Raw genomic sequence first — 25,325 nt, 5'->3', positions numbered from 1 at the left:
CTTAACGACTAAAGATCGGCGGGTGAGGACAGCTTGCCGCGCACAGCCGTGGCCGCGGCGACTGCGGGCGACACCAGATGTGTGCGTCCGCCCTTGCCCTGCCTGCCTTCGAAATTCCGGTTCGACGTCGATGCGCAGCGCTCGCCCGGCGACAGCTGATCGGGGTTCATGCCCAGACACATCGAGCAGCCCGCTTGCCGCCATTCGGCGCCGGCGGCGGTGAAGATCTCGCCCAGCCCTTCGGATTCGGCCTGTGCGCGCACCTGCATCGAGCCCGGCACGATCAGCATCCGCACACCGTCGGCCACCTTGCGGTCGCGCAACACGTCGGCGACCACCCGCAGATCTTCGATGCGCCCGTTGGTGCACGAACCCACGAACACGGCGTCGACGGCGATATCGCGCATGGCCGTGCCGGGTCGAAGATCCATATACGCCAACGCCTTCTCGGCGGCCTGACGCTCCCCGTCATCGAACATCAGTTCAGGATCCGGCACCGATTCCGACAGCGGAACACCCTGCCCTGGATTGGTGCCCCACGTGACGAACGGGCTCAGCGTCGCGGCGTCGATGTACACCTCGGTGTCGAAAACGGCACCCTCGTCGGTACGCAGCGCATTCCACGCCGCGACCGCCGCATCCCAGTCGGCACCCTGCGGTGCGTGCGGACGGCCGCGTAGAAACTCATACGTCGTCTCGTCCGGTGCAACCATTCCCGCGCGTGCGCCGGCTTCGATGCTCATATTGCAGATCGTCATTCGACCTTCCATCGACAGCGCCTCGATTGCGCTGCCGCGGTATTCGATGACGTGTCCTTGTCCGCCGCCGGTGCCGATTTTCGCGATCACGGCGAGGATGATGTCTTTCGCGCTGACGCCCGCGGGCAGTTCACCGTCGACATTGACCGCCATCGTCTTGAACGGACGCAGCGGAAGCGTCTGCGTCGCGAGTACGTGTTCGACCTCCGATGTGCCGATGCCCATCGCGATGGCGCCGAACGCGCCGTGAGTAGACGTGTGGCTGTCGCCGCACACGATTGTCATCCCCGGCTGTGTCAGTCCGAGTTGCGGCCCGATGATGTGCACGATGCCTTGCTCGGCGTCGCCCATCGGATGCAACCGGATGCCGAACTCGTCGCAATTGCGGCGCAGCGTTTCGACCTGTGTGCGTGAGATCGGATCGGCGATCGGCTTGTCGATGTCGACAGTCGGAACGTTGTGGTCCTCGGTCGCAATCGTCAAATCCGGTCGACGGACCCGCCGGCCTGCCAGTCGCAACCCGTCGAACGCCTGCGGGCTGGTCACCTCGTGAACGAGGTGGAGGTCGATGTAGATGAGATCGGGTTCACGCGCATCGCCGGCGCCACCGCCGACTGCAACAACGTGGTCGTCCCATACCTTTTCCGCCATGGTGCGTGGCCGCTTATCCGTCGTCATGCTTGACTATCTCACAATCTGGAACGTTAGTATCTCTCTGTGAGACAGGATAGCGGCATCGGCGTGCTGGACAAAGCCGTCGGAGTCCTGCACGCGGTCGCCGAGTCACCATGCGGGCTGGCCGACCTGTGCGAGCGCACCGGGTTGCCCCGAGCCACCGCGCACCGGCTGGCCGCCGGGTTGGAAGTTCACCGGCTGCTCGCCCGCGACGCGGAGGGCCGCTGGCGGCTCGGGCCCGCACTCGTCGAATTGGCAGGCCACGTCAACGATCCGCTGCTGGCCGCTGGCGCCGTCGTGCTGCCGAGGCTGCGCGAGATCACCGGCGAGAGCGTGCAACTCTACCGTCGCGAAGGCACGTCGCGAATCTGCGTGGCGGCGCTGGAACCGCCTGCCGGACTTCGGGATACGGTTCCCGTCGGCACGCGGTTGCCGATGACGGCGGGCTCGGGCGCCAAGATCCTGCTCGCCTACAGCGACCCCGCGACGCAGCAAGCGGTGCTGCCGCACGCCATGTTCACCGAGCGCACCCTCGCAGAAGTGCGCAAGCGCGGATGGGCGCAGAGCGTCGCCGAACGCGAGCCCGGTGTGGCGAGTGTCTCAGCGCCGGTGCGTGACGGACGGGGTGCGGTGATCGCCGCGGTGTCGGTGTCGGGACCGATCGACCGCATCGGACGCCGGCCGGGTGCGCGCTGGGCGGCGGATCTGTTGGCGGCCGCCGACGCGCTGGCCCGCCGACTGTAAGACATTCGGATGCGCGAATGCGCTGGTCAGTGGAATTTCGCGAATTTTCGCTGGTACCCCCGATGGGATTCGAACCCACGCTACCGCCGTGAGAGGGCGGCGTCCTAGGCCGCTAGACGACGGGGGCTAGAACTGCATCCGCTGGGTCAGCATAGCTTAGGTGGCGAGGCCGACCCTAATCGTCGATGCTGCTGGGGTACCAGGACTCGAACCTAGAACGGCTGAACCAGAATCAGCTGTGTTGCCAATTACACCATACCCCATTGGCCGCCTGTAACCGCAGGTCACAAGCTATTTTCCGGCCAGCAACCGGGTCGACGGGCGAGCCGCCGCTGATGCCTGGCCGACGTGCAGACTACCAAATTTTTCGGGTCGGCTTCTCACGCGTCCGCCGCCACGGCCGCGGCCCGGTCCCGGCCCGCCCGCAATCGGTACAAACTGCGATCGCGACCCAACAATTCCAACGACTCGAACAGCGGCGGGCTCACCGTCGCACCGGTGACCGCCACCCGGATGGGACCGAACGCCTTGCGCGGCTTGAGGCCCATGTCCTCGAGCAACGACGCCTTCAGCGCCGCCTCGATCTTGTCGGCGCGCCACTCGTCGACCGCCTCGAGCGCGGCCAGCGCGGCGTCGAGAACGGGGCGGCTGTCGGCGCCGAGCTCTTTGTTCGCGGCCTTTTCGTCCAGGCCGAACTCGCTGTCGTTGAGGAACTTCAGCAGGTCCCAAGCGTCGCCGAGCACGACGATGCGGGTCTGCACCAGCCGCGCCGCCTCAGCGAACTGCTCGTCGGACAGCCCGGTGTCGTAGGCGTGCGCGTCGAAGTACGCGCGCAGCCGCGCGGCGAAGTCCTCCTCGCTCAACATCCGGATGTGGTCGGCGTTCAGCGCGTCGGCCTTCTTCTGGTCGAAGCGGGCCGGGTTGGAGTTGACGTCGCGGACGTCGAACGCCGCCACCATTTCTTCGAGGGTGAACACGTCGCGGTCGTCGGCGATCGACCAGCCCAGCAGCGCCAGGTAATTCAGCAGGCCCTCCGGAATGAAGCCACGATCGCGGTGCAGGAAGAGATTGGATTCCGGATCACGCTTGGACAACTTCTTGGTGCCCTCGCCGAGCACGGCGGGCAGGTGCCCGAATTCCGGGATGCGGTCGGTCACCCCGATGCGAATCAGCGCACGGTACAGCGCGATCTGGCGCGGGGTCGACGACAGTAGGTCCTCGCCGCGCAGCACGTGCGTGATCTTCATCAGTGCGTCGTCGACGGGATTGACGAACGGGTACAACGGGTCTCCGCTGGCGCGGGTCAAGGCGAAGTCGGGCACGCTGCCCGGCGCGAACGTCGTCTCGCCGCGGACCAGGTCGTGCCACGTGATGGGCTCGTCGGGCATTCGCAGCCGCAACACCGGCCTGCGGCCTTCCGCCCGGTAGGCGGCGCGCTGCTCCTCGGTCAGGTCGCGGTCGAAATTGTCGTAGCCCAGCTTCGGGTTTCGGCCCGCAGCGCGGTGACGGGCCTCCACCTCCTCAGGAGTCGAGTAGGCCTCATACACCTCGCCCGCCTCCACCAGCCGGGCCATCACGTCGCGGTAGATGTCGCGCCGCTGGGATTGGCGGTAGGGGCCGTAGGGGCCGCCGATCTCCGGACCCTCGTCGTAATTCAGGCCGAGCCAGTTCAACGCGTCCAGCAGCGCGAGATAGCTTTCCTCGCTGTCGCGTTGGGGGTCGGTGTCTTCGAGCCGGAACACAAAAACACCGCCGGTGTGGCGCGCGTACGCCCAGTTGAACAGCGCGGTGCGGATCAATCCGACGTGCGGAGTGCCCGTCGGCGACGGGCAGAACCGAACCCGGACACGAGACTCCGTGCTCGTCTCGTTTGTCATGACTTCCCCTTCCGCACAACGGGATTCGTCAATGTGCCAATGCCTTCGATCGTGATGCTCACGGTGTCGCCGTGCTCGATCGGCCCGACGCCCTCCGGCGTGCCGGTCAGGATGAGATCGCCGGGCAGCAGCGTCATCACCGCCGAGATCCATTCCACGATCGCGCCGACGTCGTGGATCATGTTGGAGGTGCGGCTGTCCTGCTTGATTTCGCCGTTCACCTCGGTCCGGATCGCCAGATCGGACGGATCGACATCGGTGACGATCCACGGCCCGACGGGACAGAAGGTGTCGTGACCCTTCGCGCGGGTCCACTGCCCGTCCTTCTGTTGTTGATCACGCGCGGAGACATCGTTGGCGATGGTGTAGCCGAGAATGTTCTCGGCGGCGCGCGCGGCGGGCACGTCCTTGCACGGCCGCCCGATGACGGCCGCCAGCTCGCCCTCGAAGTGCACCGGGTTGGCGTCGGCGGGCAGTTGGATCGGCACGTTCGGACCGATGATGGCCGTGTTGGGCTTCATGAAGATGATCGGGTCGACGTACTCGACGGCCGGGCCTTTGTTTTGCGCGGCCATCTCGGCGATGTGGGCGGCGTAGTTCTTGCCGACGCACACCACCTTGCTGGCCAGGATCGGCGCCAGGACCCGGACGTCGGCCAGCGGCCACTGTCGCCCCGTGAACGTCGGGGTGCCGAACGGGTGTTCGGCGATCTCCCGTACGACCGCTGCCGGATCGTCGGGCTCTCCCTCGACGCTGACGAAAGCGACTCCATCGGGGCTGGCGATTCGACCTAGGCGCATCAGCCCAGCCTAATGGGCGGCCACGGGCGTCCCGTCGACCGCTCCCCTCCAACCGGATCTCATGATGCGGGATCGAAATTCAGCATCTTGAGACGCCTGTGCGACGATGGCAACCATGACCGTGGAGACCGTCGGGACACTGCGCCGGTGGTCGATGCTGGTGATCGCCCTGGCGTCGACGATGTTCGCCAACGTCTTCATCAACGGCGCGGCCTTCCTTATTCCGACCCTGCACACCGAGCGCGGACTCGATCTGGCGAAGTCGGGGCTGGTGTCGTCGATGCCCAGCTTCGGGATGGTCTTCACGCTGATCGCTTGGGGTTACCTCGTCGACCGCATCGGTGAGCGGATCGTGTTGGCGCTGGGCTCGGCGCTCACGGCGGCGGCGGCGTTCGCGGCGGCCTCGGTGCACTCGCTTGTCGCCGTCGGCGCGTTCCTGTTGCTCGGCGGAATGGCGGCGGCGAGCAGTAACTCGGCCAGCGGCCGACTGGTGGTGGGCTGGTTCTCGGCGGAGCAACGCGGGCTGGTGATGGGCATCCGGCAGACGGCCCAGCCGTTGGGAGTCGGGCTGGGCGCCTTGGTGATTCCCCGGTTGGCCGAAAGCCACGGCGTTTCTGCGGCACTGCTGTTTCCGGCGATCGTGTGCGCGGGTCGGCCGTCATATCGGCGGTGGCCGTGAAAGATCCGCCGCGGCCTGACCGCGCGGAGGCCGCCGAACACCACCTCGCCAACCCGTATCGGGGCTCGGCGGTGCTGTGGCGCATCCATGCCGTGTCCGTTCTGCTGGTGGCCCCGCAGGTCGTCGTGTGGACGTTCACGTTGGTGTGGTTGATGACTGAGCGGAACTGGTCGGCCGCCTCGGCGGGTCTGTTGGTGACCGCGGCCCAATTCCTCGGCGCCGCAGGACGGATCGCGGTGGGCCGCTGGTCGGACATCGTCCGGTCACGCATGCGGCCGATCCGCACCATCGCACTGGCCGCAGCCGCATCCATGGCGCTGTTGGCGCTGACCGACTGGCTGGATTCGCCGATCAGTGTCGCAATGGTCGTCATCGCATCGGTGATCACCGTCTCCGACAACGGGTTGGCGTTCACCGCGATCGCCGAGATCGCGGGCCCGTTCTGGAGCGGACGCGCGCTCGGCACACAGAACACCAGCCAATTGCTCACCGCGGGTGTGGCGCCTCCGGTGATCGGAGCCCTGATCGGGGCCGCAGGTTATTCGGCGGCCTTCGCCATCTGCGCGGTGTTCCCCTTGATCGCGATACCGTTGGTCCCCGTGGCCGCGGACCAGCTGCTCGACAACCGCGATTGAGTGGGAAGCATTGTCGAATCTCCCGCGCAACGGCCCGCGGTATGCCACAGTGCTGCCCACACCCAACGCGCAGGAGGTGCCCGCGATGCGGCGACTCGTTCAATCGGCAGCATGGGCCGCAACGGTACTGGCGACCACGATGGCCTGTTCCTTCTCCGCTGGGACAAGCGTCTCGGTCGACAAGGATGATCTCGCGAAGGAGATCTCGGGCCAACTCGAGAAACAAGTCGGACGCGCACCCGAGTCCGTCGAATGCCCCGAAAACCTCAAAGGTGAAGTCGGTGCGACGACCCGTTGCATGCTGCACGACGGCGGTGAAACCTACGGCGTCAACGTCAATGTCACCAAGGTGGACGGCAGCGACGTGAACTTCGACCTCAAGGTGGACGATCAGCCACAGTGACGACGACGAAGTACGTTGCTGCGCAAGTGAGTTCGGTAACCGCCTAGAGGTTGGCGCGAATCCTTTCGCCGATCTGCGTCGTCGACAACGTCGCATCGCCGCGGGTGGCCAGATGCTTCTCGACGGCCTTGTCCACACGCGCGGCGGCCTCGGCCTCACCGACATGTGACAACAGCAGCGCCACCGACATGATCGCGGCGGTGGGGTCGGCGGTGCCTTTCCCCGCAATGTCCGGTGCGCTGCCGTGCACCGGTTCGAACATCGACGGATTGGTCCGCGTCGCATCGATATTGCCGCTGGCGGCCAGCCCGATACCGCCGGACACCGCGCCCGCCAGGTCGGTGATGATGTCGCCGAACAGGTTGTCGGTGAGGATCACGTCGAATCGGCCCGGGTCGGTGACCATGTGGATGGTGGCGGCGTCGATGTGCTGATAGGCGACCTCGACGTCGGGGTACTCGCTGCCGACCTCGTCGACCACCCGGGTCCACAGCCTTCCCGCGTACGACAGCACGTTGGTCTTGTGCACCAGCGTGACATGCTTGCGCCGCTCGGCGGCCAGCGCGAACGCATAACGGGCGATGCGTTCGACACCGAAGGCGGTGTTCAAGCTGACTTCGGTGGCCACCTCGTGCGGTGTGCCGACGCGGATCGCGCCGCCGGTGCCGGTGTAGGGGCCTTCGGTGCCCTCGCGCACGACGACGAAATCGATCGGTGGGTTACCGGCCAGCGGAGATTCGACACCCGGATACAGCCGCGACGGACGCAGATTCACATGGTGGTCAAGCGCGAACCGCAGCGTCAGCAGCAACCCGCGCTCCAACACACCGCTGGGCACCGACGGGTCGCCGATGGCGCCGAGCAGGATCGCGTCGTGGGTTTTCAGTTCATCGATGACGCCATCGGGCAGGGCCTCCCCCGTCGCGTGATAACGCCGAGCGCCGAGGTCGTACTCCGTCTTCTCGACACCGGGCAGCACCGCGTCGAGAACTTTCAACGCCTCGGTGATGACCTCCGGCCCGATGCCGTCGCCGGCAATGACCGCCAATTTCATGACAGGTCCACCACTTCCAGCAGGTTGGCGCCGACGGCCTCGGCGATCTCGGTGCGCAGCTCCTGCGGCACGTCCTGGTCGATGCGCAACAGGATCGTCGCGCTCGGGCCCTCGGCGTCCTCGCTGAGTTGTGCGGCGTGGATGTTCACGCCCGCCCCGCCGAGCAGGGTGCCGATGCGGCCGAGCGTGCCGGGCCGGTCGGCGTAGTTGATGATCAGGTTGATGCCCTCGGCGCGCATGTCGAAGTTGCGGCCGTTGATCTGCACGATCTTCTGCACCTGCTGCGGCTCTGTCAGCGTGCCGGCCACATTGGCGACCTGACCGTCGGCGCACACCGCGCGCACGTCGACGACGCTGCGATGAGTCGGGCTCTCGGTCGCGGTGCTGATGGTGGCCTCGACACCGCGCTCGGCGGCCAGCGCAGGCGCGTTGACGAACGTCACGGGATCCTCGATCACCGACGAGAACAGTCCACGCAGCGCCGAAAGACGCAGCACCTCAACATCTTCGGAGGCCAGCTCGCCGCGCACCTGCACGTCGAGCGACACCGGCAGCTCGGTGGAGAGGACACCGATCAGCAGGCCGAGCTTGCGCACCAGATCGAGCCACGGGGCGACCTCTTCGCCGACGACGCCTGCGCCGACGTTGACCGCATCGGGCACGAATTCACCGGCGAGGGCGAGCTTGACGCTTTCGGCGACGTCGGTGCCCGCACGGTCCTGCGCTTCGGCGGTCGACGCGCCGAGATGCGGTGTGACGACGACCTGCGGCAGATCGAACAACGGGCTGTCGGTCGTCGGCTCCTTGGCGAACACGTCGAGGCCGGCCCCGCGGACATGACCGCTGGCGATGGCCTCGGCGAGCGCCTCCTCGTCGATCAGGCCGCCGCGTGCGGCGTTGACGATGATCACGCCCGGCTTGGTCTTCGCCAGCGCCTTCTTGTCGATGAGCCCAGCGGTCTCGGGCGTCTTCGGCAGGTGCACCGAAATGAAGTCCGACCGCGACAGCAGCTCATCCAGCGTGACCAGTTCGGTGCCGAGTTGGGCGGCGCGGGCAGGCGACACGTAGGGGTCGTAGGCCAGGATGTGGGTGCCGAACGCGGCCAGCCGTTGCGCCACGAGTTGGCCGATGCGGCCCAACCCGACGACGCCGACGGTCTTGCCGTAGATCTCGGTGCCCGAGAACGACGACCGTTTCCAGGTGCGTGCGCGCAGTGACGCGTCGGCGGCGGGGATCTGGCGCGCGGCGGCCAGCAGCAGCGCGATCGCGTGCTCGGCGGCGCTGTGGATGTTGGACGTCGGCGCGTTGACCACCAAGACCCCGCGGGCGGTGGCGGCGTCGACGTCGACGTTGTCCAGTCCCACGCCGGCCCGGGCGACGATCTTGAGCTTCGGCGCAGCGGCCAGCACCTCGGCGTCGACGGTGGTGGCTGAACGGACCAGCAGCGCGTCGGCCTCGGGCACGGCGGCCAGCAGCTTTTCGCGATCGGGGCCGTCGACCCAGCGCACCTCCACCTGGTCACCCAGCGCGGCGACTGTCGATTCGGCCAGTTTGTCGGCAATCAGTACGACGGGAAGACTCACCCGGCCAGACTAATGGGCTTGACTGGAGGCGCGACGGCCGGGAGATTCGCCAGCGTGGACGTGACCGTGGTCGGCAGCGGACCCAACGGCCTGGCGGCCGCCGTCATCTGCGCCCGAGCCGGATTGTCGGTGCGGGTCATCGAAGCACAACCCACCGCTGGCGGCGGCGCACGCACCGCACAAGACCCCGACTTCCCGGGCGTGCGCCACGACGTGTGCTCGGCGGTGCATCCGCTGGCGGTCACCTCGCCGTTCTTCAAGGAGTTCGATCTGGCGGCCCACCGCGTGCAACTCGTCGCGCCCGAGGTGTCCTATGCCAACCCGCTGCCGGAACGGCCCGCCGCGCTGGCGTATCGCTCGCTGGAACGCACCTGCGCCGAACTCGACGACGGTGCGTCATGGCGACGGCTGTTCGGGCCGCTGACCGAGCACGTCGACGGGGTGCTCGGATTCTTTCTGGGCGACAAGCGCTCCCTGCCGCCGGATCTGGTGACGACGGTGCGGACCGGGTTGCGAGTGCTGACGCAGGGCAGCCCGGCGTGGGGTCTGCTGCGCGGCGAGGACGCTCGCGCGTTGTTCACCGGCGTTGGCGCGCATGCGATTTCGCGGATGCCGTCGCCGGTGAACAGCGGCGCCGGGCTGATGCTGGGCACCGTGGCCCATACCGCGGGATGGCCGGTGCCCGTCGGCGGGACGCAGGCGATCACCGACGCGCTGATCGCCGATCTGCGCGCCCACGGCGGCGAACTGGTGGTCGGTGAACCCGTGACGACACCACCCGAAGGCGTGGCGATCTACGACACCGCACCGACGGCGCTGCTGGACATCTACGGCGACGCAGTTCCGCCGCGATACGCGAAAGCGTTGCGCCGCTACCGCTTCGGCCCCGGCGTGTGCAAGGTCGACTTCGTGCTCTCCGGGGAGATCCCCTGGCGCGACGAGCGGGTGGCCCAGTCGCCGACGGTACATCTGGGCGGCACACGCGCGCAGATGGCGTTGGCCGAACGCGAAGTCGCGGCCGGGCGCCACGCCGAATGGCCGATGACGCTGGTTTCGCTGCCGCACCTGGTCGACCCGTCACGCATCGACGAGCAGGGCCGCAGGCCGTTGTGGACCTACGCGCACGTCCCGGCCGGCTCGCCCGCCGACCTGACCGAGACCATCACGGCGATGTTCGAGCGCCACGCCCCCGGCTTCCGGGATCTTGTGGTGTCGTCACATTGCGTGCCCGCGGCGCGGATGTCGGAGCACAACGCGAACTACGTCGGCGGCGACATCATCGTCGGCGGAGCCACGCTGTTCGCCGCCATGGTCGGGCCCACGTTGCGGCTCAACCCGCACACGACGCCGATCCCCAAGGCCTACCTGTGCTCGTCGGCCACGCCGCCGGGCACCGGGGTGCACGGCATGTGCGGCTACTACGCGGCGCGCACGGTGCTGCGCCGCGAATTCGGGATTTCGGCGCGCTAGCGTGCGCGTAGCGCCGCTTAGCGCGTCGAAATCGATAACGGAGACGGCTACGCCGTCTCCGTTATCGGGCGGTCGACCCAGCTCATCAGGTCGCGCAGCTTCTTGCCGGTCACCTCGATCGGGTGCTCGGCGTTGCGCTTGCGCAGCTCCTCGAGTTGCTTGTTGCCGCCCTCGACGTTGGCGACGAGCTTCTTGACGAAGCTGCCGTCCTGAATCTCCTTGAGGATCTGGCGCATCCGGTCCCTGGTGCCGTCGTCGATCACGCGCGGGCCCGACAGGTAGCCGCCGAACTCGGCGGTGTCGGACACCGAGTAATTCATCCGCGCGATGCCGCCCTCATACATCAGGTCGACGATCAGCTTCAGCTCGTGCAGCACCTCGAAATAGGCCAACTCGGGCGCGTATCCGGCTTCGACCATCACGTCGAATCCGGCCTTCACGAGTTCCTCGGTGCCGCCGCACAGTACGGCCTGCTCGCCGAACAGGTCGGTCTCGGTCTCGTCCTTGAACGTCGTCTTGATGACGCCGGCGCGGGTGCCGCCGATGGCCTTAGCGTACGACAGCACCAGCGCCTGCCCTTCGCCCTTCGGGTCCTGCTCGACGGCGACCAGGCAGGGCACGCCCTTGCCGTCGACGAACTGGCGACGCACCAGGTGCCCGGGTCCCTTCGGGGCGACCATGCCGACGGTGACGTTGGCGGGCGGCTTGATGAGGTTGAAGTGGATGTTGAGGCCGTGGCCGAAGAACAGCGCGTTGCCGTCCTCGAGATTGGGTTCGATGTCGCTGGCGAAGATTTCGGCCTGGGCGGTGTCGGGCGCCAGCAGCATGATGACGTCGGCCCACTTGGCGACCTCGGCCGGGGTGTCGACGTCGAGGCCCTGCTCGGCCACCTTGGGCCGCGACTTGGAGCCTTCCTTCAGGCCGACTTTCACCTCGACGCCGGAGTCGCGCAGGCTCAGCGAGTGCGCATGGCCCTGGCTGCCGTAGCCGATGACGCCGACCTTGCGGCCCTGGATGATCGACAGGTCCGCGTCGTCGTCATAGAACATCTCTACTGCCACAGTGCTTCCTTTTCCTCTTTGATCTGTTGCGATTATTCAGGGCCTACTTCACGCCGATGCCGCGCGGACCGCGCGACAGCGACACCACTCCGGACTGCACGAGCTCGCGGATCCCGTACGGCTCCAACACCCTCAGGAACGCATCCAACTTCTCCTGTGTACCGGTGGCTTCGATCGTCAATGACTCTGTAGAGACATCAACGACTTTGGCGCGGAACAAGTTCACCGCCTCGATGACCTGCCCCCTGGTGGCGGCGTCGGCGCGCACCTTGATCAGCGCCAACTCCCGCGACACCGAGTTCGCCTCGTCCTGCTCGACAATCTTGATCACGTTGACCAGCTTGTTGAGCTGCTTGGTGATCTGTTCCAGCGGATGCTCCTCGACGCTGACCACGATCGTCATCCGCGACATGTTCTTCTGCTCGGTGGCGCCGACGGCCAGCGACTGAATGTTGTAGCCGCGCCGCGAGAACAGCGACGCCACACGGGCGAGGACACCGGGCTTATCCTCGACGAGCACCGAAAGGGTATGTGTCGGAGCGGTGCTCATCACGCATGACCTTCTTCGGGATCGTCGAACAGCGGCCGGATTCCGCGCGCGGCCATGATCTCGTCGTTGCTGGTGCCCGCGGCCACCATCGGCCACACCTGCGCGTCGGCGCCGACGATGAAGTCGATGACCACCGGACGATCGTTGATCTCGCGGGCCTGCGCGATCACCGACTCGACGTCTTCAGCGCGCTCACAACGCAACCCGACGCAGCCCAGCGCCTCGGCCAGCTTGACGAAGTCGGGGATGCGATGGCTGTGGGTCGCCAGATCCGTTTGGCTGTACCGCTCTTCGTAGAACAGCGTCTGCCACTGGCGCACCATGCCCAGGTTGCCGTTGTTGATGATGGCAACCTTGATCGGCGCGCCCTCGACGGCGCAGGTGGCCAACTCCTGATTCGTCATCTGGAAGCAGCCGTCGCCGTCGATGGCCCACACCTCGGCGTCGGGACGCGCGAACTTCGCGCCCATCGCCGCAGGCACCGCAAAACCCATGGTGCCCAAGCCACCCGAGTTGATCCACGTATTGGGCTTCTCGTACGAAATGAACTGCGCGGCCCACATCTGGTGCTGGCCGACGCCCGCCACGTAAATCGCGTCGGGCCCGGCGATCTTGCCCAGCTTCTCGATCACGAACTCGGGCGACAGACTGCCGTCGCTCTGCGGGCCGTAGCTCAGCGGGTAGGTCGCCTGCACGCCGCGCAGATACTCCCACCAGCTGTCCATGTCGATCGAGTCGGCGTCGGTGCCGTTGCGGCGCAACGCCTCGATGAGATCGCCGATGACGGCCTTGACGTCCCCGACGATGGGCACATCGGCGTTGCGGTTCTTCCCGACCTCGGCCGGGTCGATGTCGGCATGGATCACCTTCGCCTCGGGCGCAAAGGAATCCAGCTTGCCGGTCACCCGGTCGTCGAACCGGGTGCCGAGCGCGATCAGCAGATCGCTGCGCTGCAGCGCGGCCACCGCGGCGACGGTGCCGTGCATGCCCGGCATGCCCAGGTTCTGCGGGTGGCTGTCCGGGAACGCGCCACGCGCCATCAAGGTGGTGACGACCGGAATGCCGGTCAGCTCCGCCAGTTTCCGCAGTTCGGCGCTGGCGTCACCGCGGATGACGCCGCCACCGACGTAGAGCACCGGCTTGCGGGCCGCCGCGATCAGCTTGGCGGCCTCACGAATCTGGCGGCTGTGCGGCTTGGTGTTCGGCTTGTAGCCCGGCAACTCCACCCGCGGCGGCCAGCTGAACGTGCACTGCCCCTGCAGCACGTCCTTGGGAATGTCGACCAGCACAGGACCGGGGCGGCCCGAACGGGCGATGTGGAACGCCTCGGCCATGATCCGCGGAATGTCATCGCCGTTGCGCACCAGGAAGTTGTGCTTGGTGATCGGCATCGTGATGCCGGAGATGTCGGCTTCCTGGAAGGCGTCCGTGCCGATCAGACCGCGCCCGACCTGGCCGGTCACCGCGACCACCGGGATCGAATCCATGTGTGCGTCGGCCAACGGCGTCACCAGGTTGGTGGCACCCGGTCCCGACGTCGCCATGCACACACCGACTTTGCCGGTGGCGTGAGCGTACCCACTGGCCGCATGTCCGGCGCCCTGCTCGTGGCGGACGAGGACGTGCCGCAGCCGCTTCGAGTCGAAAAGCGGGTCATAGACCGGCAATACCGCACCGCCGGGAATCCCGAAGATGACGTCGACGTCGAGCTCCTCCAACGACCGGATGACCGATTCGGCTCCGGTGAGCTGTTGCGGGGCAACCTTCTTGGGGTGGCTTGACGGGCCGCGGCTGGATGCCTTCGCTGCGGATTGCGCAGCGTTGGCCTCAGCCAGCTCCCCGTACGGTGGGGTCTCCGACCGCTCCGGGGGTCGTGTGGTTGGTGCGCTCACGGTTTCCTCATTTGGTTCTCGAGTGGTGTGCTGTTGTTCTGGCTGCAATTCACTGCTGGGGCAACAAAAAACCCCCGCCAGCGAGGCCGCTGTACGAGGGTTGCGCGTTGATACTTTTGACTATGCCCGAGTGAGGGCTAGCGCGGTATCAACGCGCAACCCAATTACTACGAGCAAGCCAAGGTTCTGCACAATCGTTGACCGTAGTCTCCGTACTGGTCAGCCGTCAAATTCGGGTCTAGTGCGACGATGGCCTCGTGACTTCCCAATCGCCGGCACCATCGGAACCACCGGAAGCTACGGGACCCGTCGTGATCCGGATCTCGCCGATGGCGCATCTCGCGGTCGGCTTCCTTGCACTCGGCATGCTGGCGATCGTGCTGGCAGCGAGCTGGACAGCGGTGTTTCTGGTGATCCCGGTGCTTTTGTCCGCCTGCATCATCCGGTTGCGCACGGTCGCCGACCGCGACGGCGTGACCGCAAGACGGCTGCTGGGAAGCCAGACCGTGCGCTGGGAGGACATCGACGGACTGCGCTTCACCAGGGCAAAATGGGCGCGTGCACAGTTGAAGGACGGCGGCGACCTGCTACTGCCTGCAGTGACATTCGCCACATTGCCGCGGTTGACTGCGGCCAGCGGCGGCCGGGTGCCCAACCCCTACAAATGACGCGTCGTCAGGCCAGAGGGTTGCCGCCGTTGAGCAACACCCACAGCGCGATGCCGCCGCCGATGCCGATCAGCAGCGCGACGAACGACCCGACGAATGGCCGTCGGGCCCAGCCGCGTCCGGCATCGAGCCCGTAGCGGCCCGGTCCGGCCAGGATGATCGCCACCATGGCGGCCCCCAGGATCACCTTGTACTCGTGTCCGTCGGTCAAGAACTCCGAGAGCCTGGCTTCCTCGTGCGCGATGGTGGCCTCGGCGAGAAGGCCGTTGATCAGGTAGGCCAGGGCGCCCGCGGCGGCCAGCGGCGTGAACAGGCCGAGGATCAGCAGCACACCGGCCAGGATCTGACCGCCGGTGGCGATGTAGGTGAGTATCTCGGGGTACTTGAACCCCATTCCCGAAAGGGTTTCCTCGAATCCGTCCAGGCCGGGGCCGTCCCACCAGCCGAACGCCTTCTGCAGGCCGTGCCCAACCAACAGCGCGCCGACGGCCCAGCGCAGCAGCATCAGGCCGAGGTCCTGGGTGCCGCGACGGTGGTCGCCGCGTTGGTCGTAGGCGGGGCCGATGTCGGCCGGTTGTGCGTAGGTCGACATGGATTGCTCGTCGCCGGGCTGCACGTAAGGCAGCGGCTCTGGGTCGCTGATCAGCCCGAATCCGGGCTGCGGACCCGACTTGTAGTTGGGAATCGCGGTGGTTTCGAAATCACCGGCATAACTCGACGAAGGCAGGTCGTCCTCGGGGTCGACCAGGCTTGCCGACACCGGCCGGCCCAGGTCGTCGGGCCGCTGCCAATCAGGGTGACCGCTCATTGGCCCAGGGTAAGTGCTCATGATCGGTGAATCGCGGATTGGCGCGGCGCTTCGCGCGCCTTTTCGCGGGTGAGCGCGCAATTCGGCCCGCCGGTGCGTGGCGCGCAGTGCCGATCAATCCGTAACCTGGCGGGCATGAACGTGCGCGGACCGTTGCGAGCCGTCCTCGCGGTGTCGTGCGCCGCGGTGCTCGCGCTGTCCGGCTGCGCGCGGTTCGACAGCGCGCAGTCGCAGCCGTTCACCACCGAACCGGAGCTGCGGCCGGGTCCGCCGTCGAGTCCTCCCCCGCCTCCGCCGCTGCCGCCCAAGCCGTTCCCGAAGGAATGCCGCGCGCCCGGGGTGATGCAGGGCTGCTTGGAGAGCACCAGCGGTCTGATCATGCTGCCCGACAGCCAGTCCGCGCTGGTCGCCGAGCGGCTCACCGGCGCCGTCAAAGAGGTGTCCGTGCGGGCCGAGCCGAAGATCAAGACCGTCATCCCAGTCGATCCGAGCGGCGACGGCGGGCTGATGGACATCGTGCTGTCGCCGACCTATTCGCAGGACCGGCTGATGTACGCCTACGTCAGCACCCCCACTGACAACCGGGTGATGCGCATCGCCGACGGCGACGTCCCCAAGCCGATCTTCACCGGCATCCCCAAGGGCGCCACGGGCAACATGGGCGCGCTGCTGTTCACCAGTCCCACCACGCTGGTCGTGCTGACCGGCGACGCGGGTGATCCGGCGCTGGCCGCCGACCCGGCGTCACCGGCGGGCAAGGTGTTGCGCATCGAACAGCCCACGACTGTCAACCAGGCGCCGCTGACCACCGCGCTGAGCGGCTTGGGGTCAGGCGGTGGCCTGTGCAAGGACCCGTCCGACGGATCGCTCTACATCACCGACCGCACGCCGACGGCCGACCGGCTGCAACGGATCACCAAGGACTCGAAGGTGTCGACGGTGTGGACCTGGCCGGACAAGCCGGGCGTGGCCGGTTGTGCGGCGTTGGACGGCACGGTGCTGGTCAACCTGATCGACACCAAGCAGACGGTGGCCGTGCGGCTGGCTCCCGACACCGGTGCGGTGACCGGCGAGCCGGAGGTGGTTCGCCAGGACGTGCACGGGCACGCGTGGGCGATTCAGATGTCGCCCGACGGCAACGTGTGGGGCGCAACGGTGAACAAGACCGTCGGTGATCCCGAGAAACTCGACGACGTCGTGTTCCCGGTGTTCCCGTCGGGCGGCGGCTTCCCGCGCGACTCCAACGACAAGACGTAGCTCACGCGTTCACCAAACGCTCGCGCGCTTCGGCCGGTGTCACGGTCTGCGGCAGCGCTGGTGGCCCTGCGCTCAAATGCTGCGCGAGGATCTCTGCGGTGTGCGGCACCAGTCGGCGCGCGACCGCGAGCATCGGGCGGTAGTTGTTCAGCGACAGTGCCCGCACGGTCGCCTGCGCGATCGGCGTGATGGCGGCGTCGACGGCGGCCGGTTGGTCGAACTTGCCCATGTGCCGCATCCACTTCGGCAGCGTCGCGATCGCTGCCGGCGCCAGGATCCGGCTGCCCAACCACAACCGCACGCCGCGGTCACGTGGCGTCCACAGCAGGTAATGCATCGCGCGGTCGGCGTGCTCGGACGTGCACAGCTTGTTGCGAACGTCGGCGAAGTACTGGCGCACCTCGTCACGTGACGCCGGAACGTCGCTCGGCTTGCAGGTCTGCAGTTCGGCGGCGATCCGCGACTCGGCCCAGTAGCGCGCTTCCTCATCCGGCGACAGCGGACCGGGGCCGTACCGCTCGTAGCACTTCAGCACCGAATGCCAGCCGGTGACGTGGATCCACAACTGGGCGTCGGGGTTGTTGGCGCTGTAGCGAGATCCGCTGATCGGTTCGACGCCCTTGGCCTTGGCGTGCACTCTCATCAGTTCGTCCGCCGCCTCGACCGCGGTGCGTCCGTCGGCGACCGCCACCGTCAGGAAGTAGGCCAGCGTGCGGTCGAGTCGCCCGGTCGGGTCGGTGTAGATGCCTGCGCTGTCGGCGACCGCGGCGGCCAGAAACGGGTCGAAGTGCTCGAGCACCACCGCACGCTGGAAGCCGATCAGGGCCGTCGGCGACACCCAGACCTTCCATGTCGGGGAGCCCGGTCCGAAGAATCCGTAGTCATCGCGCCTGATTGACATGTCAACCCTCCGCTCACGCTGAATATAACGCCACCGTAGCAATTGGCCGACGCGAATACAACGGCGGCGTAATATTGCGGTCATGAGCCGCAAGTACGCGCCGCGCCTGCCGCGCGAGCAACGCCGGGAGCAGCTGCTGGACTCGGCGCTGAAGGTGCTCGACGGCTGCCAGCTGCACGAGCTGAGCATGGAGGCGGTCGCCGAAGCCGCGGGTGTGGGAAAACCAGTGCTCTACACCGTGTTTCGTACGCGAGGCGAGTTGGTCGCGGCGCTGCTGCACCGAGAGCACCAGCGCGGGATCGAGCAGGTGCGCGCGGCGATGCCCGAGGACTTGACCGGGCCCGGCCCGACGGCCGCCTACGCCGCGACGGTCTCGGCGTTCTTGCGCGTGGTGCTCGAGCACCCGACGCGCTGGCGGTTGATCCTGACGATGCCCGACAGCGCTCCCCGCGAGTACCGCGATGCGCTGCGGCGGGCGCGGTCGTCGATCCTGGCCCAAGCCGAGGAGCTGGCCAAGGCGGGCATCGCGCTGTCGCCCGCGTTGGCCGGTCTGGATCCGGTGTTGCTCGGCCACACGATGCTGTCGTTCGCCGAGATGCTGGGTAGGTTGGCGGTCAGCGATCCCGAAACGTATCCGCGCGAACGCCTCGAGGAGTACACGCGCTCGGCGCTGGCCCTGCTGGGAGGTCGAAGCTAGAAATAGCGGATGCGGCCGACTTTCTCGGCCTTGCGCCGAAATTCGCAGAAGACGACGCCGCGTCCCGATGACGTGGTGACCGATGCGCTGACGGTGTCACCCGCGGCGATCATCTTCGTCCAGCGCCCGCCTCGTAACGCCGCGACGAACTCGCCGACCGTCATCGAGGCCTTCTCCCCTCGGCTGACAACCGCGCGCCTGGCCAGCGACCGGCGCACGGTCAACTCATCCCCCGCCACGGCCGCGTCGAGAAGCCTTCGCGCACAATGTTTTTGGCGTCGACTGGGCCGACGCAAGGCCTTGAGGAATCCGGCGGCGCCGACGATGCCCTGATTGCGCACCAATTCGGCGCCCATTCGCGGCAGGACCGGTAGCGCCTTTTTGCCGTTGCGCAGCATCTGCACCAACATCGTCGGCAACTCCCAGTGCGCGCGGAGTCGCTCGACTGCCCAGTCCCCGTTTGTCTTTCGCAGGTCGTAGCGCAGATGCATGGGCACGTTCAACGTCACCCCTGCGGCCATGACGATCTCGAGCATCAGGTCGCGGACCACCGCAGCACCCTGCACGGCGTCGAAGTCGCGGTGGAAGATGATCTGCCGCGGGCCGATGAAGGTGTCGTAGAACCGGCCGATCGCGTCGACGCCGACATGCGGACGCGAACCGTACGGATCCTCGACGCGGCCGTCAGGGGTGAACAGGCCGATCCACGCTGCGGGGTCGTGTGCTGCGGTGGCCGCCGGTGACCGCTCGACGATCGCCAGCAGGTCGGCCTCGGCGGCCGCCATCAGGAGCAGGCCGCCAACACCAATTCGCGTACGCGGGCCGCGTCGGCCTGACCCTTCGTCGCCTTCATCACGGCGCCGACGATGGCACCGGCCGCTTGCACCTTGCCGCCGCGGATCTTTTCGACGATGTCGGGATTGGCGGCAAGCGCCTCGTCCACCGCGGCCTGGATCAGCGAGTCGTCGCGGACCAACTCCAGGCCGCGCGCCTTCATCACCTCTTCGGGTTCTCCCTCGCCCGCGAGCACACCTTCGACCACCTGACGAGCGAGTTTGTTCGACAGCTTGCCTTCGTCGATCAGTTTCACGACCGCGGCGACCTGGGCGGGCGTGATGTTCAGTTCGTCGAGTTCGACGCCGGCTTCGTTGGCCTTCTGCACCAGGAAATTGCCCCACCATGCGCGGGCGGCCTCACTGGGCGCGCCGTGTTCGACGGTTGCGGCCACCAGCTCGACGGCGCCGGCGTTCACCAGGTCGCGCATGACCTCGTCGGAGACACCCCACTCCTGTTGAATTCGCTTGCGCCGCAACCACGGATACTCCGGGATGGTCTGCCGGAGCTTGTCGACGAGTTCCGGATCCGGCGCGACCGGCTCCAGGTCGGGCTCCGGGAAGTAGCGGTAGTCCTGCGCAGTCTCCTTGCTGCGGCCCGGCGACGTGTAGCCGTCCTCGTGAAAGTGCCTGGTCTCCTGCACGATTCGGCCGCCGGAATCCAAAATGGCGGCCTGCCTACGCATCTCGTAGCGAACGGCGACTTCGACGCTCTTGAGCGAATTGACGTTCTTGGTCTCGGTGCGGGTGCCGAACTCCGCCTGCCCCTTGGGTTTGAGCGACACGTTGGCGTCGCAGCGCAGCGAGCCCTGATCCATTCGTACGTCGGAAACACCAAGGCCACGCAACAGGTCCCGCAGCGCGGTCACATACGCACGGGCGACCTCTGGCGCGCGTTCACCCGCACCCTCGATCGGCTTTGTCACGATCTCGATCAGCGGGACGCCGGCGCGGTTGTAATCGATCAGCGACGTCGTCGCGCCCTCGATCCGGCCGGTGTCACTGCCGAGATGGGTGAGCTTGCCGGTGTCCTCCTCCATGTGTGCCCGCTCGATCTCGACGCGCCACGTGCTGCCGTCCTCCAGCGGCACGTCGAGATAGCCGTTGATCGCAATCGGCTCGTCGTACTGCGAGATCTGATAGTTCTTCGGCATGTCCGGATAAAAGTAGTTCTTCCGGGCGAACCTGCACCACGGCACGATCTCGCAGTTCAGCGCCAGCCCGATGCGGATCGCCGACTCGACGGCGGCCTGGTTGAGCACCGGCAACGCGCCCGGCAGGCCGAGGCAGACCGGGCACACCTGGGTGTTGGGCTCGGCGCCGAACTTGTTGGCGCAGCCGCAGAACATCTTGGTGGCCGTCGACAGCTCGACGTGCACCTCGAGGCCCAGGACCGGCTCGTAGCGCGCCACGACGTCGTCGTAGTCGAGCAGTTCGGCCGCCGATGCAGTGGTCATGTAGGCGAGTTTAGTGGTGAGCCCTATGCCAGTTTCGGGTGCACGCCCGGGGTCAGCCCTGCCGCCGCGGACATCCGCTGCAAGCCGCGCAGCACGGCTTTGCGTTCGGCAGCCGTCAGGTGCTTCGTGATCTCTTCCTCCTGTGCGCGGCCTTCCGCGTCGAGCGCGGGCAGCAGGTCGCGGGCCTTGTCGGTCATCGTCACCGCGAATGCGCGTCGGTCACTTGGATGCGGCTTCCGAGTGACCAGCCCTTGGCTCTCCATCCGATCGATGAGGGTGACCATCACATTGCGGTGAATGCGCAGCTGTGCCGACAACTGACGTTGCGACTGCCCGTCCGCCTCGTTCAAGGCCTTTAGCACCGCATACATGCGCGGGTCGACGCCGAACGGCGCCAGCCGACGTACGAAGTCCTCCGCGAGATGCACGCCGATCTGAGACAGCAGAAACGGAATCCGCTCATGCAATGCGGCGATGCCCGGCGAATTCTCGGCCACCACGCCAGGCTAGCACCCGCAGTGATAGTCCTGTAGCCTGATAATCACTTAATGTGACAATGAGGAGGCGGGCGTGCACATCGTGATTTTCGGGGCCAACGGCGGGACCGGCAGACTGTTGTGCCGACTCGCGGTCGACGCCGGCCATACCGCCGTCGCGGTGACGCGGCACCCGAACGACTTCCCGCTCGCGCACGAGCGTCTGACCGTGGCCGGCGCCGATGTGCGCGACCCCTCGTCGCTGGTCGAGGTACTCGGCGGCGCCGACGCAGTGCTGTCGGCCCTGGGCGTCCCCTTCAGCCCGCGCCGCATCGACACCTACTCCGTGGGCGCCGCGAACATCGTTGCGGCGATGCGTGAGACAGCGGTGCGGCGGCTCGTCGTCGTCAGTTCGACGGGCGCGTATCCGTATCCCGGTCGCATCGATCCACCGGTGTCGCTGCGGTTCATCGAGCCCGTCGTGACGCGCACCATCGGCAAGAGCACCTATGACGATCAGCGCCGGATGGAAAACATCATCCGCAGCAGTGGACTCGACTGGACGATTGTGCGGCCATCGGGACTGTTCGACCTGCCCGAACCGACGAAATACATTGCCGGAGAGGTTGATCCTGTCGGCAGCTACACCGCACGCATCGACCTGGCCGACTACATGCGCACGATCGTCGGCGGCCCAGACACCGTCGGCAAGACCGTCGTCGTGTCAACCATTCAGAACACCCCGTCGATGTGGCAGATGATCCGTCGCGAAGCTTTCAGGAGCGCCTCATGAGCACCGCCGGTCTCGCCGTGACACTGTTCGCGATCGCCGCGAACGGATTCTCCGGAATCGCCGCCTTGCTGCACTTTCGGCCGATATTGGCCGGCATGGCGAAGGCGGATGTGCCCGAGTCCTGGCTGACGTTTCCGATCGGCACGCTCAAGACGGCAGGCGCGCTTGGCCTCGCCGCCGGATTGGCCTTCCCGCCCATCGGGATCTCCGCCGCCATCGGACTCGTGTTGTTCTTCGTGTGCGCGGTGTACACGCACATCAGGGCCAGCGACTACAGCGCGCAATTCATGCTGGCCATAGGGTTTCTCGGCCTGAACGTCGCCACCCTGGTCGTTACCCTGCCGACTTAACCGAAGAACTCCGCCGCGTCGTCGTAGCGGCTCTGCGGCACCAGCTTCAACTGGCGCACGGCGTCGGCCAAAGGAACGCGGCCGATCTCCTGGCCGCGCAGGGCCACCATCATTCCGTACTCACCGGCATGGGCGGCGTCGGCGGCGTTGACGCCGAACCGGGTGGCCAGCACGCGGTCGAACGGTGTCGGCGTGCCGCCGCGCTGAACGTGGCCGAGCACCGTGACCCGGACCTCTTTGTTGATCCGCTTCTCGACCTCGACGGCCAACTGCTGGGCGACGCCGGTGAAGCGTTCGTGGCCGAATTCGTCAATTCCGCCTTCGCGCAACTTCATTGACCCCTCGGCGGGCTTGGCCCCTTCGGCCACCACGCAGATGAAGTGCGAGTCGCCGCGCACGAAACGATTCTTGATCAGCCGGCACACTTCTTCGACGTCGAACGGCTGCTCGGGGATCAGCGTCATGTGCGCGCCCGACGCCAGGCCTGCGTTCAACGCGATCCATCCGGCGTGCCTGCCCATCACCTCGACGAGCATCACCCGCTGATGGGATTCCGCGGTGCTGTGCAGCCGGTCGATGGCCTCGCTGGCCACACCCAATGCCGTGTCGTGGCCGAACGTCACGTCGGTGCAGTCGATGTCGTTGTCGATGGTCTTCGGCACGCCGACCACCGGCACGTTCTCCTCTGACAGCCAGTGCGCAGCCGTCAGCGTGCCCTCGCCGCCGATCGGGATGAGGACGTCGATGCCGTTGTCGTCCAACGTCTGCTTGATCTGATCGAGCCCGGCCCGCAGCTTGTCGGGGTGCACCCGGGCGGTGCCCAAGATGGTGCCGCCCTTGGCCAGCAGCCGGTCGTTGCGGTCGTCGTTGCGCAGCTGGATGCGACGGTCCTCCAGCAGACCGCGCCAGCCGTCCAAGAACCCGACGACCGACGAGCCGTACCGCACGTCGCAGGTGCGGACCACCGCCCGAATCACCGCGTTCAGCCCGGGACAGTCACCGCCGCCGGTGAGAACTCCGATTCGCATCTGCCCTCTCCTGCTCCTCGTCACGCAGCTCTAATCTTGCCCGCTGCTCGGCGAATTCACACAGCCGTTGGCAGCGGACCCCGCGCGGTCTCGTATGCCGCGCCGACCCGATAAATCCGGTCGTCGGCCAACGCGGGCGCCATGATCTGCAGCCCGACCGGAAGATTGTCATCGGGTGACAGACCCGACGGCACCGAGATGCCGCAGTGCCCGGCGAGGTTCAGCGGCAGCGTGCACAGATCGAACAGATACATCGCCAGCGGGTCGTCGACCTTCTCACCGAGCGGGAACGCCGTCGCCGGCGTCGTGGGCGACACCAACACGTCCACCTTCTGGTAGGCCTCGTCGAGATCGCGGGCGATCAAGGTACGCACCTTCTGCGCCCGGTTGTAATACGCGTCGTAGTAGCCCGCCGACAGCGCGTAGGTGCCAATCATGATGCGGCGCTTGACTTCTGGACCGAGCCCGGCCTCACGAGTCAACGCCATCACTTCCTCGGCGCTGCGTGTGCCGTCGTCGCCGACCCGAAGTCCGTACCGCATGCCGTCGAAGCGGGCCAGGTTGGATGACACCTCGGACGGCAGGATCAGGTAGTAGGCGGGCAGCGAGTAGTCGAAGTGCGGGCAGTCCACCTCGCTGATCTCGGCGCCCAGTTCGGCCAGCTTGTCGACGGCCGCACGGAACGACGCCAGCACCCCGTCCTGGTAGCCCTCGCCCTGCTGCAACTGCCGCACGACGCCGATCTTGACGCCGCGCAGGTCGCCGGAGGCGCCGGCCCTGGCCGCGGCGACCACATCGGGCACCTCGGCGTCGATCGAGGTGGAGTCCATCGGGTCGTGCCCGGCGATGACCTGGTGCAGCAACGCGGTGTCGAGCACCCTCCTGGCGCACGGCCCGCCCTGGTCCAGCGAGGAGGCACAGGCGACCAGGCCGTACCGCGAAACGGTGCCGTAGGTCGGTTTGGCGCCGACGGTCGCGGTCAGCGCGGCGGGCTGGCGAATCGACCCGCCGGTGTCCGTCCCGATCGCCAGCGGCGCCTGGAACGCGGCCAGCGCGGCCGCGCTACCGCCGCCGGAGCCGCCAGGCACCCGGTCGACATCCCACGGGTTACGGGTCGGGCCGTATGCGGAGTTCTCCGTCGACGAGCCCATCGCGAACTCGTCCATGTTCGTCTTGCCCAGGATCGGTATGCCCGCGGCGCGCAGCCGAAGCGTGACCGTCGCGTCGTAGGGCGACATCCAGCCCTCGAGGATCTTCGACCCACACGTGGTCGGCATGTCCGTGGTGGTGAAGACGTCTTTGAGCGCTATCGGCACCCCGGCCAGCGGCGACGGCAGATGCTCGTCGGCGGCGACGGCGGCGTCCACGGCGGCCGCCGCTGCCAGCGCCTGCTCCTCTGCGACATGCAGAAACGCCTGGTACTGGCCGTCGGTTTCGGCGATGCGATCCAGGCACGCCTGGGTGACCTCGGTCGACGACAGCTCCCTGCCGGCGATCTTGGCGGCCAGCGTGGCCGCGTCCATCCGGGTGATGTCGTCGTTGCCCGTCATTCCGGCTCTCCCAGGATCCGCGGAACCGCGAACCGACCCTCGGCCGACGCGGGGGCCTGCGAAAGCGCCTCCCGCTGCGACAACCCTGGCTCGACGGTGTCGGGACGCGTGACGTTGACGGAGGTGAGCGGATTGTCGGTGGCTTCGATGCCCGTCACGTCGACGGCCTGGATGCGGCTGACGTGCTCGAGAATGGCGTCCAGCTGGCTTGCGTAGCTGTCCAACTCCTCATCGGTCAGGGCCAGCCGGGCCAGGCGCGCGAGGTGGGCAACCTCGTCTCGGGAGATCTGCGACACGACTCCGAAGCCTAGTCGGGCCACCGCCCG

Annotated in this window: 24 protein-coding genes, 2 tRNA genes and 1 pseudogene; 9 read left to right on the top strand and 18 right to left on the bottom strand. The window is 67.1% G+C overall.

Going from position 1 to position 25,325, the window contains the following annotated elements:
• Positions 1–8: 8 nt before the first annotated feature.
• Entirely contained in the window at positions 9–1,436 is a 1,428-nt protein-coding gene (gene leuC, locus CQY20_RS03650) for a 3-isopropylmalate dehydratase large subunit (RefSeq protein ID WP_097938297.1), read from the bottom strand.
• 39 nt (positions 1,437–1,475) lie between these two features.
• On the opposite strand from leuC, the gene CQY20_RS03645 reads away from it, so the two are divergent.
• Positions 1,476–2,177 (top strand): IclR family transcriptional regulator, encoded by a 702-nt coding sequence (locus tag CQY20_RS03645; RefSeq protein WP_097938296.1) that lies wholly within the window; start codon positions 1,476–1,478, stop codon positions 2,175–2,177.
• Positions 2,178–2,228: 51 nt separating this feature from the next.
• Here the strand turns inward: CQY20_RS03645 and CQY20_RS03640 are convergent.
• From CQY20_RS03640 to CQY20_RS03625, 4 genes are all read right to left on the bottom strand, one after another.
• A tRNA-Glu gene (locus CQY20_RS03640) sits at positions 2,229–2,304 on the bottom strand.
• Positions 2,305–2,368: 64 nt separating this feature from the next.
• Positions 2,369–2,440 (bottom strand) — tRNA-Gln (locus CQY20_RS03635).
• Between the two features lie 117 nt (positions 2,441–2,557).
• Positions 2,558–4,054, bottom strand: coding sequence for a glutamate--tRNA ligase (gltX, locus tag CQY20_RS03630; RefSeq protein WP_097938295.1), 1,497 nt, complete (start codon positions 4,052–4,054; stop codon positions 2,558–2,560).
• Complete coding sequence (locus CQY20_RS03625; RefSeq protein WP_097938294.1) at positions 4,051–4,854, bottom strand: fumarylacetoacetate hydrolase family protein; 804 nt, start codon at positions 4,852–4,854, stop codon at positions 4,051–4,053. The genes gltX and CQY20_RS03625 overlap by 4 nt, the downstream gene beginning before the upstream one ends.
• Before the next feature lie 115 nt (positions 4,855–4,969).
• Here CQY20_RS03625 and CQY20_RS03620 point away from each other — a divergent pair.
• Positions 4,970–6,168, top strand: a pseudogene (locus CQY20_RS03620) (MFS transporter).
• Positions 6,169–6,178: 10 nt separating this feature from the next.
• Positions 6,179–6,571 (top strand): DUF4333 domain-containing protein, encoded by a 393-nt coding sequence (locus tag CQY20_RS03615; protein ID WP_234816083.1) that lies wholly within the window; start codon positions 6,179–6,181, stop codon positions 6,569–6,571.
• A 43-nt stretch (positions 6,572–6,614) separates the two neighbouring features.
• Here CQY20_RS03615 and CQY20_RS03610 read toward each other — a convergent pair whose 3' ends face one another.
• Together CQY20_RS03610 and serA are read right to left on the bottom strand one after the other, a co-directional pair.
• Positions 6,615–7,625 carry a 3-isopropylmalate dehydrogenase gene (locus tag CQY20_RS03610; protein WP_097938293.1) on the bottom strand — a complete coding sequence of 337 codons (1,011 nt, stop codon included), beginning with the start codon at positions 7,623–7,625 and terminating at the stop codon, positions 6,615–6,617.
• The gene (serA, locus tag CQY20_RS03605) at positions 7,622–9,208 is read right to left on the bottom strand and encodes a phosphoglycerate dehydrogenase (RefSeq protein WP_097938292.1); all 1,587 of its coding nucleotides are present in this window, start codon (positions 9,206–9,208) and stop codon (positions 7,622–7,624) included. Before serA ends, CQY20_RS03610 begins: the two co-directional genes overlap by 4 nt.
• Before the next feature lie 54 nt (positions 9,209–9,262).
• On the opposite strand from serA, the gene CQY20_RS03600 reads away from it, so the two are divergent.
• Positions 9,263–10,678, top strand: a complete 1,416-nt coding sequence (locus CQY20_RS03600) for a phytoene desaturase family protein (protein ID WP_207767241.1) — start codon at positions 9,263–9,265, stop codon at positions 10,676–10,678.
• Positions 10,679–10,725: 47 nt separating this feature from the next.
• On the opposite strand, the gene ilvC is transcribed toward CQY20_RS03600, so the two are convergent.
• Genes ilvC through CQY20_RS03585 form a run of 3 tightly spaced genes read right to left on the bottom strand, consistent with a single transcriptional unit; the run spans position 10,726 to position 14,181 of the window.
• Positions 10,726–11,727: a ketol-acid reductoisomerase gene (gene ilvC / locus CQY20_RS03595; protein ID WP_097938290.1), complete on the bottom strand. Its 1,002-nt coding sequence runs from the start codon at positions 11,725–11,727 to the stop codon at positions 10,726–10,728.
• A 55-nt stretch (positions 11,728–11,782) separates the two neighbouring features.
• Positions 11,783–12,289 (bottom strand): acetolactate synthase small subunit, encoded by a 507-nt coding sequence (ilvN, locus tag CQY20_RS03590; RefSeq protein ID WP_163700411.1) that lies wholly within the window; start codon positions 12,287–12,289, stop codon positions 11,783–11,785.
• Complete coding sequence (locus CQY20_RS03585; protein WP_097938288.1) at positions 12,289–14,181, bottom strand: acetolactate synthase large subunit; 1,893 nt, start codon at positions 14,179–14,181, stop codon at positions 12,289–12,291. The genes ilvN and CQY20_RS03585 overlap by 1 nt, the downstream gene beginning before the upstream one ends.
• 329 nt (positions 14,182–14,510) lie before the next feature.
• Here CQY20_RS03585 and CQY20_RS03580 point away from each other — a divergent pair, with 329 nt between their 5' ends.
• Positions 14,511–14,849 carry a PH domain-containing protein gene (locus CQY20_RS03580; RefSeq protein ID WP_097938390.1) on the top strand — a complete coding sequence of 113 codons (339 nt, stop codon included), beginning with the start codon at positions 14,511–14,513 and terminating at the stop codon, positions 14,847–14,849.
• Between the two features lie 7 nt (positions 14,850–14,856).
• Here the strand turns inward: CQY20_RS03580 and CQY20_RS03575 are convergent, their stop codons facing one another.
• Positions 14,857–15,657: a DoxX family protein gene (locus CQY20_RS03575; protein WP_097938287.1), complete on the bottom strand. Its 801-nt coding sequence runs from the start codon at positions 15,655–15,657 to the stop codon at positions 14,857–14,859.
• A 135-nt stretch (positions 15,658–15,792) separates the two neighbouring features.
• Between CQY20_RS03575 and CQY20_RS03570 the strand changes: the two genes are divergently transcribed.
• Complete coding sequence (locus tag CQY20_RS03570) at positions 15,793–16,914, top strand: PQQ-dependent sugar dehydrogenase (protein WP_097938286.1); 1,122 nt, start codon at positions 15,793–15,795, stop codon at positions 16,912–16,914.
• A gap of 1 nt (position 16,915) precedes the next feature.
• On the opposite strand, the gene CQY20_RS03565 is transcribed toward CQY20_RS03570, so the two are convergent.
• The gene (locus CQY20_RS03565; RefSeq protein WP_097938285.1) at positions 16,916–17,815 is read right to left on the bottom strand and encodes an oxygenase MpaB family protein; all 900 of its coding nucleotides are present in this window, start codon (positions 17,813–17,815) and stop codon (positions 16,916–16,918) included.
• 82 nt (positions 17,816–17,897) lie between these two features.
• On the opposite strand from CQY20_RS03565, the gene CQY20_RS03560 reads away from it, so the two are divergent.
• Positions 17,898–18,512 (top strand): TetR/AcrR family transcriptional regulator, encoded by a 615-nt coding sequence (locus CQY20_RS03560; protein WP_097938284.1) that lies wholly within the window; start codon positions 17,898–17,900, stop codon positions 18,510–18,512.
• Here CQY20_RS03560 and CQY20_RS03555 read toward each other — a convergent pair.
• The 3 genes from CQY20_RS03555 to CQY20_RS03545 are packed head-to-tail and all read right to left on the bottom strand — an operon-like array spanning position 18,509 to position 21,299.
• Positions 18,509–19,297: a nuclear transport factor 2 family protein gene (locus CQY20_RS03555; RefSeq protein ID WP_097938283.1), complete on the bottom strand. Its 789-nt coding sequence runs from the start codon at positions 19,295–19,297 to the stop codon at positions 18,509–18,511. The two genes, CQY20_RS03560 and CQY20_RS03555, sit on opposite strands and share 4 nt — an antisense overlap.
• Entirely contained in the window at positions 19,297–20,802 is a 1,506-nt protein-coding gene (gene gatB, locus CQY20_RS03550; RefSeq protein WP_097938282.1) for an Asp-tRNA(Asn)/Glu-tRNA(Gln) amidotransferase subunit GatB, read from the bottom strand. Before gatB ends, CQY20_RS03555 begins: the two co-directional genes overlap by 1 nt.
• Positions 20,803–20,825: 23 nt before the next feature.
• On the bottom strand, positions 20,826–21,299 hold the full coding sequence (locus CQY20_RS03545; protein ID WP_097938389.1) for a MarR family winged helix-turn-helix transcriptional regulator: 474 nt from the start codon (positions 21,297–21,299) through the stop codon (positions 20,826–20,828).
• A 73-nt stretch (positions 21,300–21,372) separates the two neighbouring features.
• Between CQY20_RS03545 and CQY20_RS03540 the strand changes: the two genes are divergently transcribed.
• Positions 21,373–22,071, top strand: coding sequence for an NAD(P)-dependent oxidoreductase (locus CQY20_RS03540; protein WP_097938281.1), 699 nt, complete (start codon positions 21,373–21,375; stop codon positions 22,069–22,071).
• Complete coding sequence (locus tag CQY20_RS03535) at positions 22,068–22,421, top strand: DoxX family protein (RefSeq protein WP_097938280.1); 354 nt, start codon at positions 22,068–22,070, stop codon at positions 22,419–22,421. The genes CQY20_RS03540 and CQY20_RS03535 overlap by 4 nt, the downstream gene beginning before the upstream one ends.
• On the opposite strand, the gene CQY20_RS03530 is transcribed toward CQY20_RS03535, so the two are convergent.
• The 3 genes from CQY20_RS03530 to gatC are packed head-to-tail and all read right to left on the bottom strand — an operon-like array spanning position 22,418 to position 25,295.
• The gene (locus tag CQY20_RS03530) at positions 22,418–23,449 is read right to left on the bottom strand and encodes an ATP-dependent 6-phosphofructokinase (RefSeq protein WP_097938279.1); all 1,032 of its coding nucleotides are present in this window, start codon (positions 23,447–23,449) and stop codon (positions 22,418–22,420) included. The genes CQY20_RS03535 and CQY20_RS03530 overlap by 4 nt on opposite strands.
• A 56-nt stretch (positions 23,450–23,505) precedes the next feature.
• Positions 23,506–24,999, bottom strand: coding sequence for an Asp-tRNA(Asn)/Glu-tRNA(Gln) amidotransferase subunit GatA (gene gatA, locus CQY20_RS03525; RefSeq protein WP_097938278.1), 1,494 nt, complete (start codon positions 24,997–24,999; stop codon positions 23,506–23,508).
• Positions 24,996–25,295: an Asp-tRNA(Asn)/Glu-tRNA(Gln) amidotransferase subunit GatC gene (gatC, locus tag CQY20_RS03520; protein WP_097938277.1), complete on the bottom strand. Its 300-nt coding sequence runs from the start codon at positions 25,293–25,295 to the stop codon at positions 24,996–24,998. Before gatC ends, gatA begins: the two co-directional genes overlap by 4 nt.
• Positions 25,296–25,325 lie beyond the last annotated feature (30 nt).

The organism is Mycolicibacterium agri (assembly GCF_002553505.1).
Taxonomy (GTDB): Bacteria; Actinomycetota; Actinomycetes; order Mycobacteriales; family Mycobacteriaceae; genus Mycobacterium; species Mycobacterium agri.
Note: the sequence above shows the minus strand (reverse complement) of the source record. Positions and strands in the feature narration are given on the sequence as shown.

Bases quoted from the DNA above. Each gene is read 5' to 3' on its own strand.
- ilvN (WP_163700411.1), bottom strand. From the start codon at position 12,289: ATGAGCACCGCTCCGACACATACCCTTTCGGTGCTCGTCGAGGATAAG.
- CQY20_RS03625 (WP_097938294.1), bottom strand. From the start codon at position 4,854: ATGCGCCTAGGTCGAATCGCCAGCCCCGATGGAGTCGCTTTCGTCAGC.
- ilvC (WP_097938290.1), bottom strand. From the start codon at position 11,727: ATGTTCTATGACGACGACGCGGACCTGTCGATCATCCAGGGCCGCAAG.
- CQY20_RS03570 (WP_097938286.1), top strand. From the start codon at position 15,793: ATGAACGTGCGCGGACCGTTGCGAGCCGTCCTCGCGGTGTCGTGCGCC.
- CQY20_RS03575 (WP_097938287.1), bottom strand. From the start codon at position 15,657: ATGAGCGGTCACCCTGATTGGCAGCGGCCCGACGACCTGGGCCGGCCG.
- CQY20_RS03535 (WP_097938280.1), top strand. From the start codon at position 22,068: ATGAGCACCGCCGGTCTCGCCGTGACACTGTTCGCGATCGCCGCGAAC.
- gatA (WP_097938278.1), bottom strand. From the start codon at position 24,999: ATGACGGGCAACGACGACATCACCCGGATGGACGCGGCCACGCTGGCC.
- CQY20_RS03530 (WP_097938279.1), bottom strand. From the start codon at position 23,449: ATGCGAATCGGAGTTCTCACCGGCGGCGGTGACTGTCCCGGGCTGAAC.
- gltX (WP_097938295.1), bottom strand. From the start codon at position 4,054: ATGACAAACGAGACGAGCACGGAGTCTCGTGTCCGGGTTCGGTTCTGC.
- CQY20_RS03610 (WP_097938293.1), bottom strand. From the start codon at position 7,625: ATGAAATTGGCGGTCATTGCCGGCGACGGCATCGGGCCGGAGGTCATC.
- leuC (WP_097938297.1), bottom strand. From the start codon at position 1,436: ATGACGACGGATAAGCGGCCACGCACCATGGCGGAAAAGGTATGGGAC.
- CQY20_RS03580 (WP_097938390.1), top strand. From the start codon at position 14,511: ATGGCGCATCTCGCGGTCGGCTTCCTTGCACTCGGCATGCTGGCGATC.
- CQY20_RS03565 (WP_097938285.1), bottom strand. From the start codon at position 17,815: ATGTCAATCAGGCGCGATGACTACGGATTCTTCGGACCGGGCTCCCCG.
- CQY20_RS03560 (WP_097938284.1), top strand. From the start codon at position 17,898: ATGAGCCGCAAGTACGCGCCGCGCCTGCCGCGCGAGCAACGCCGGGAG.
- CQY20_RS03555 (WP_097938283.1), bottom strand. From the start codon at position 19,297: ATGGCGGCCGCCGAGGCCGACCTGCTGGCGATCGTCGAGCGGTCACCG.
- gatB (WP_097938282.1), bottom strand. From the start codon at position 20,802: ATGACCACTGCATCGGCGGCCGAACTGCTCGACTACGACGACGTCGTG.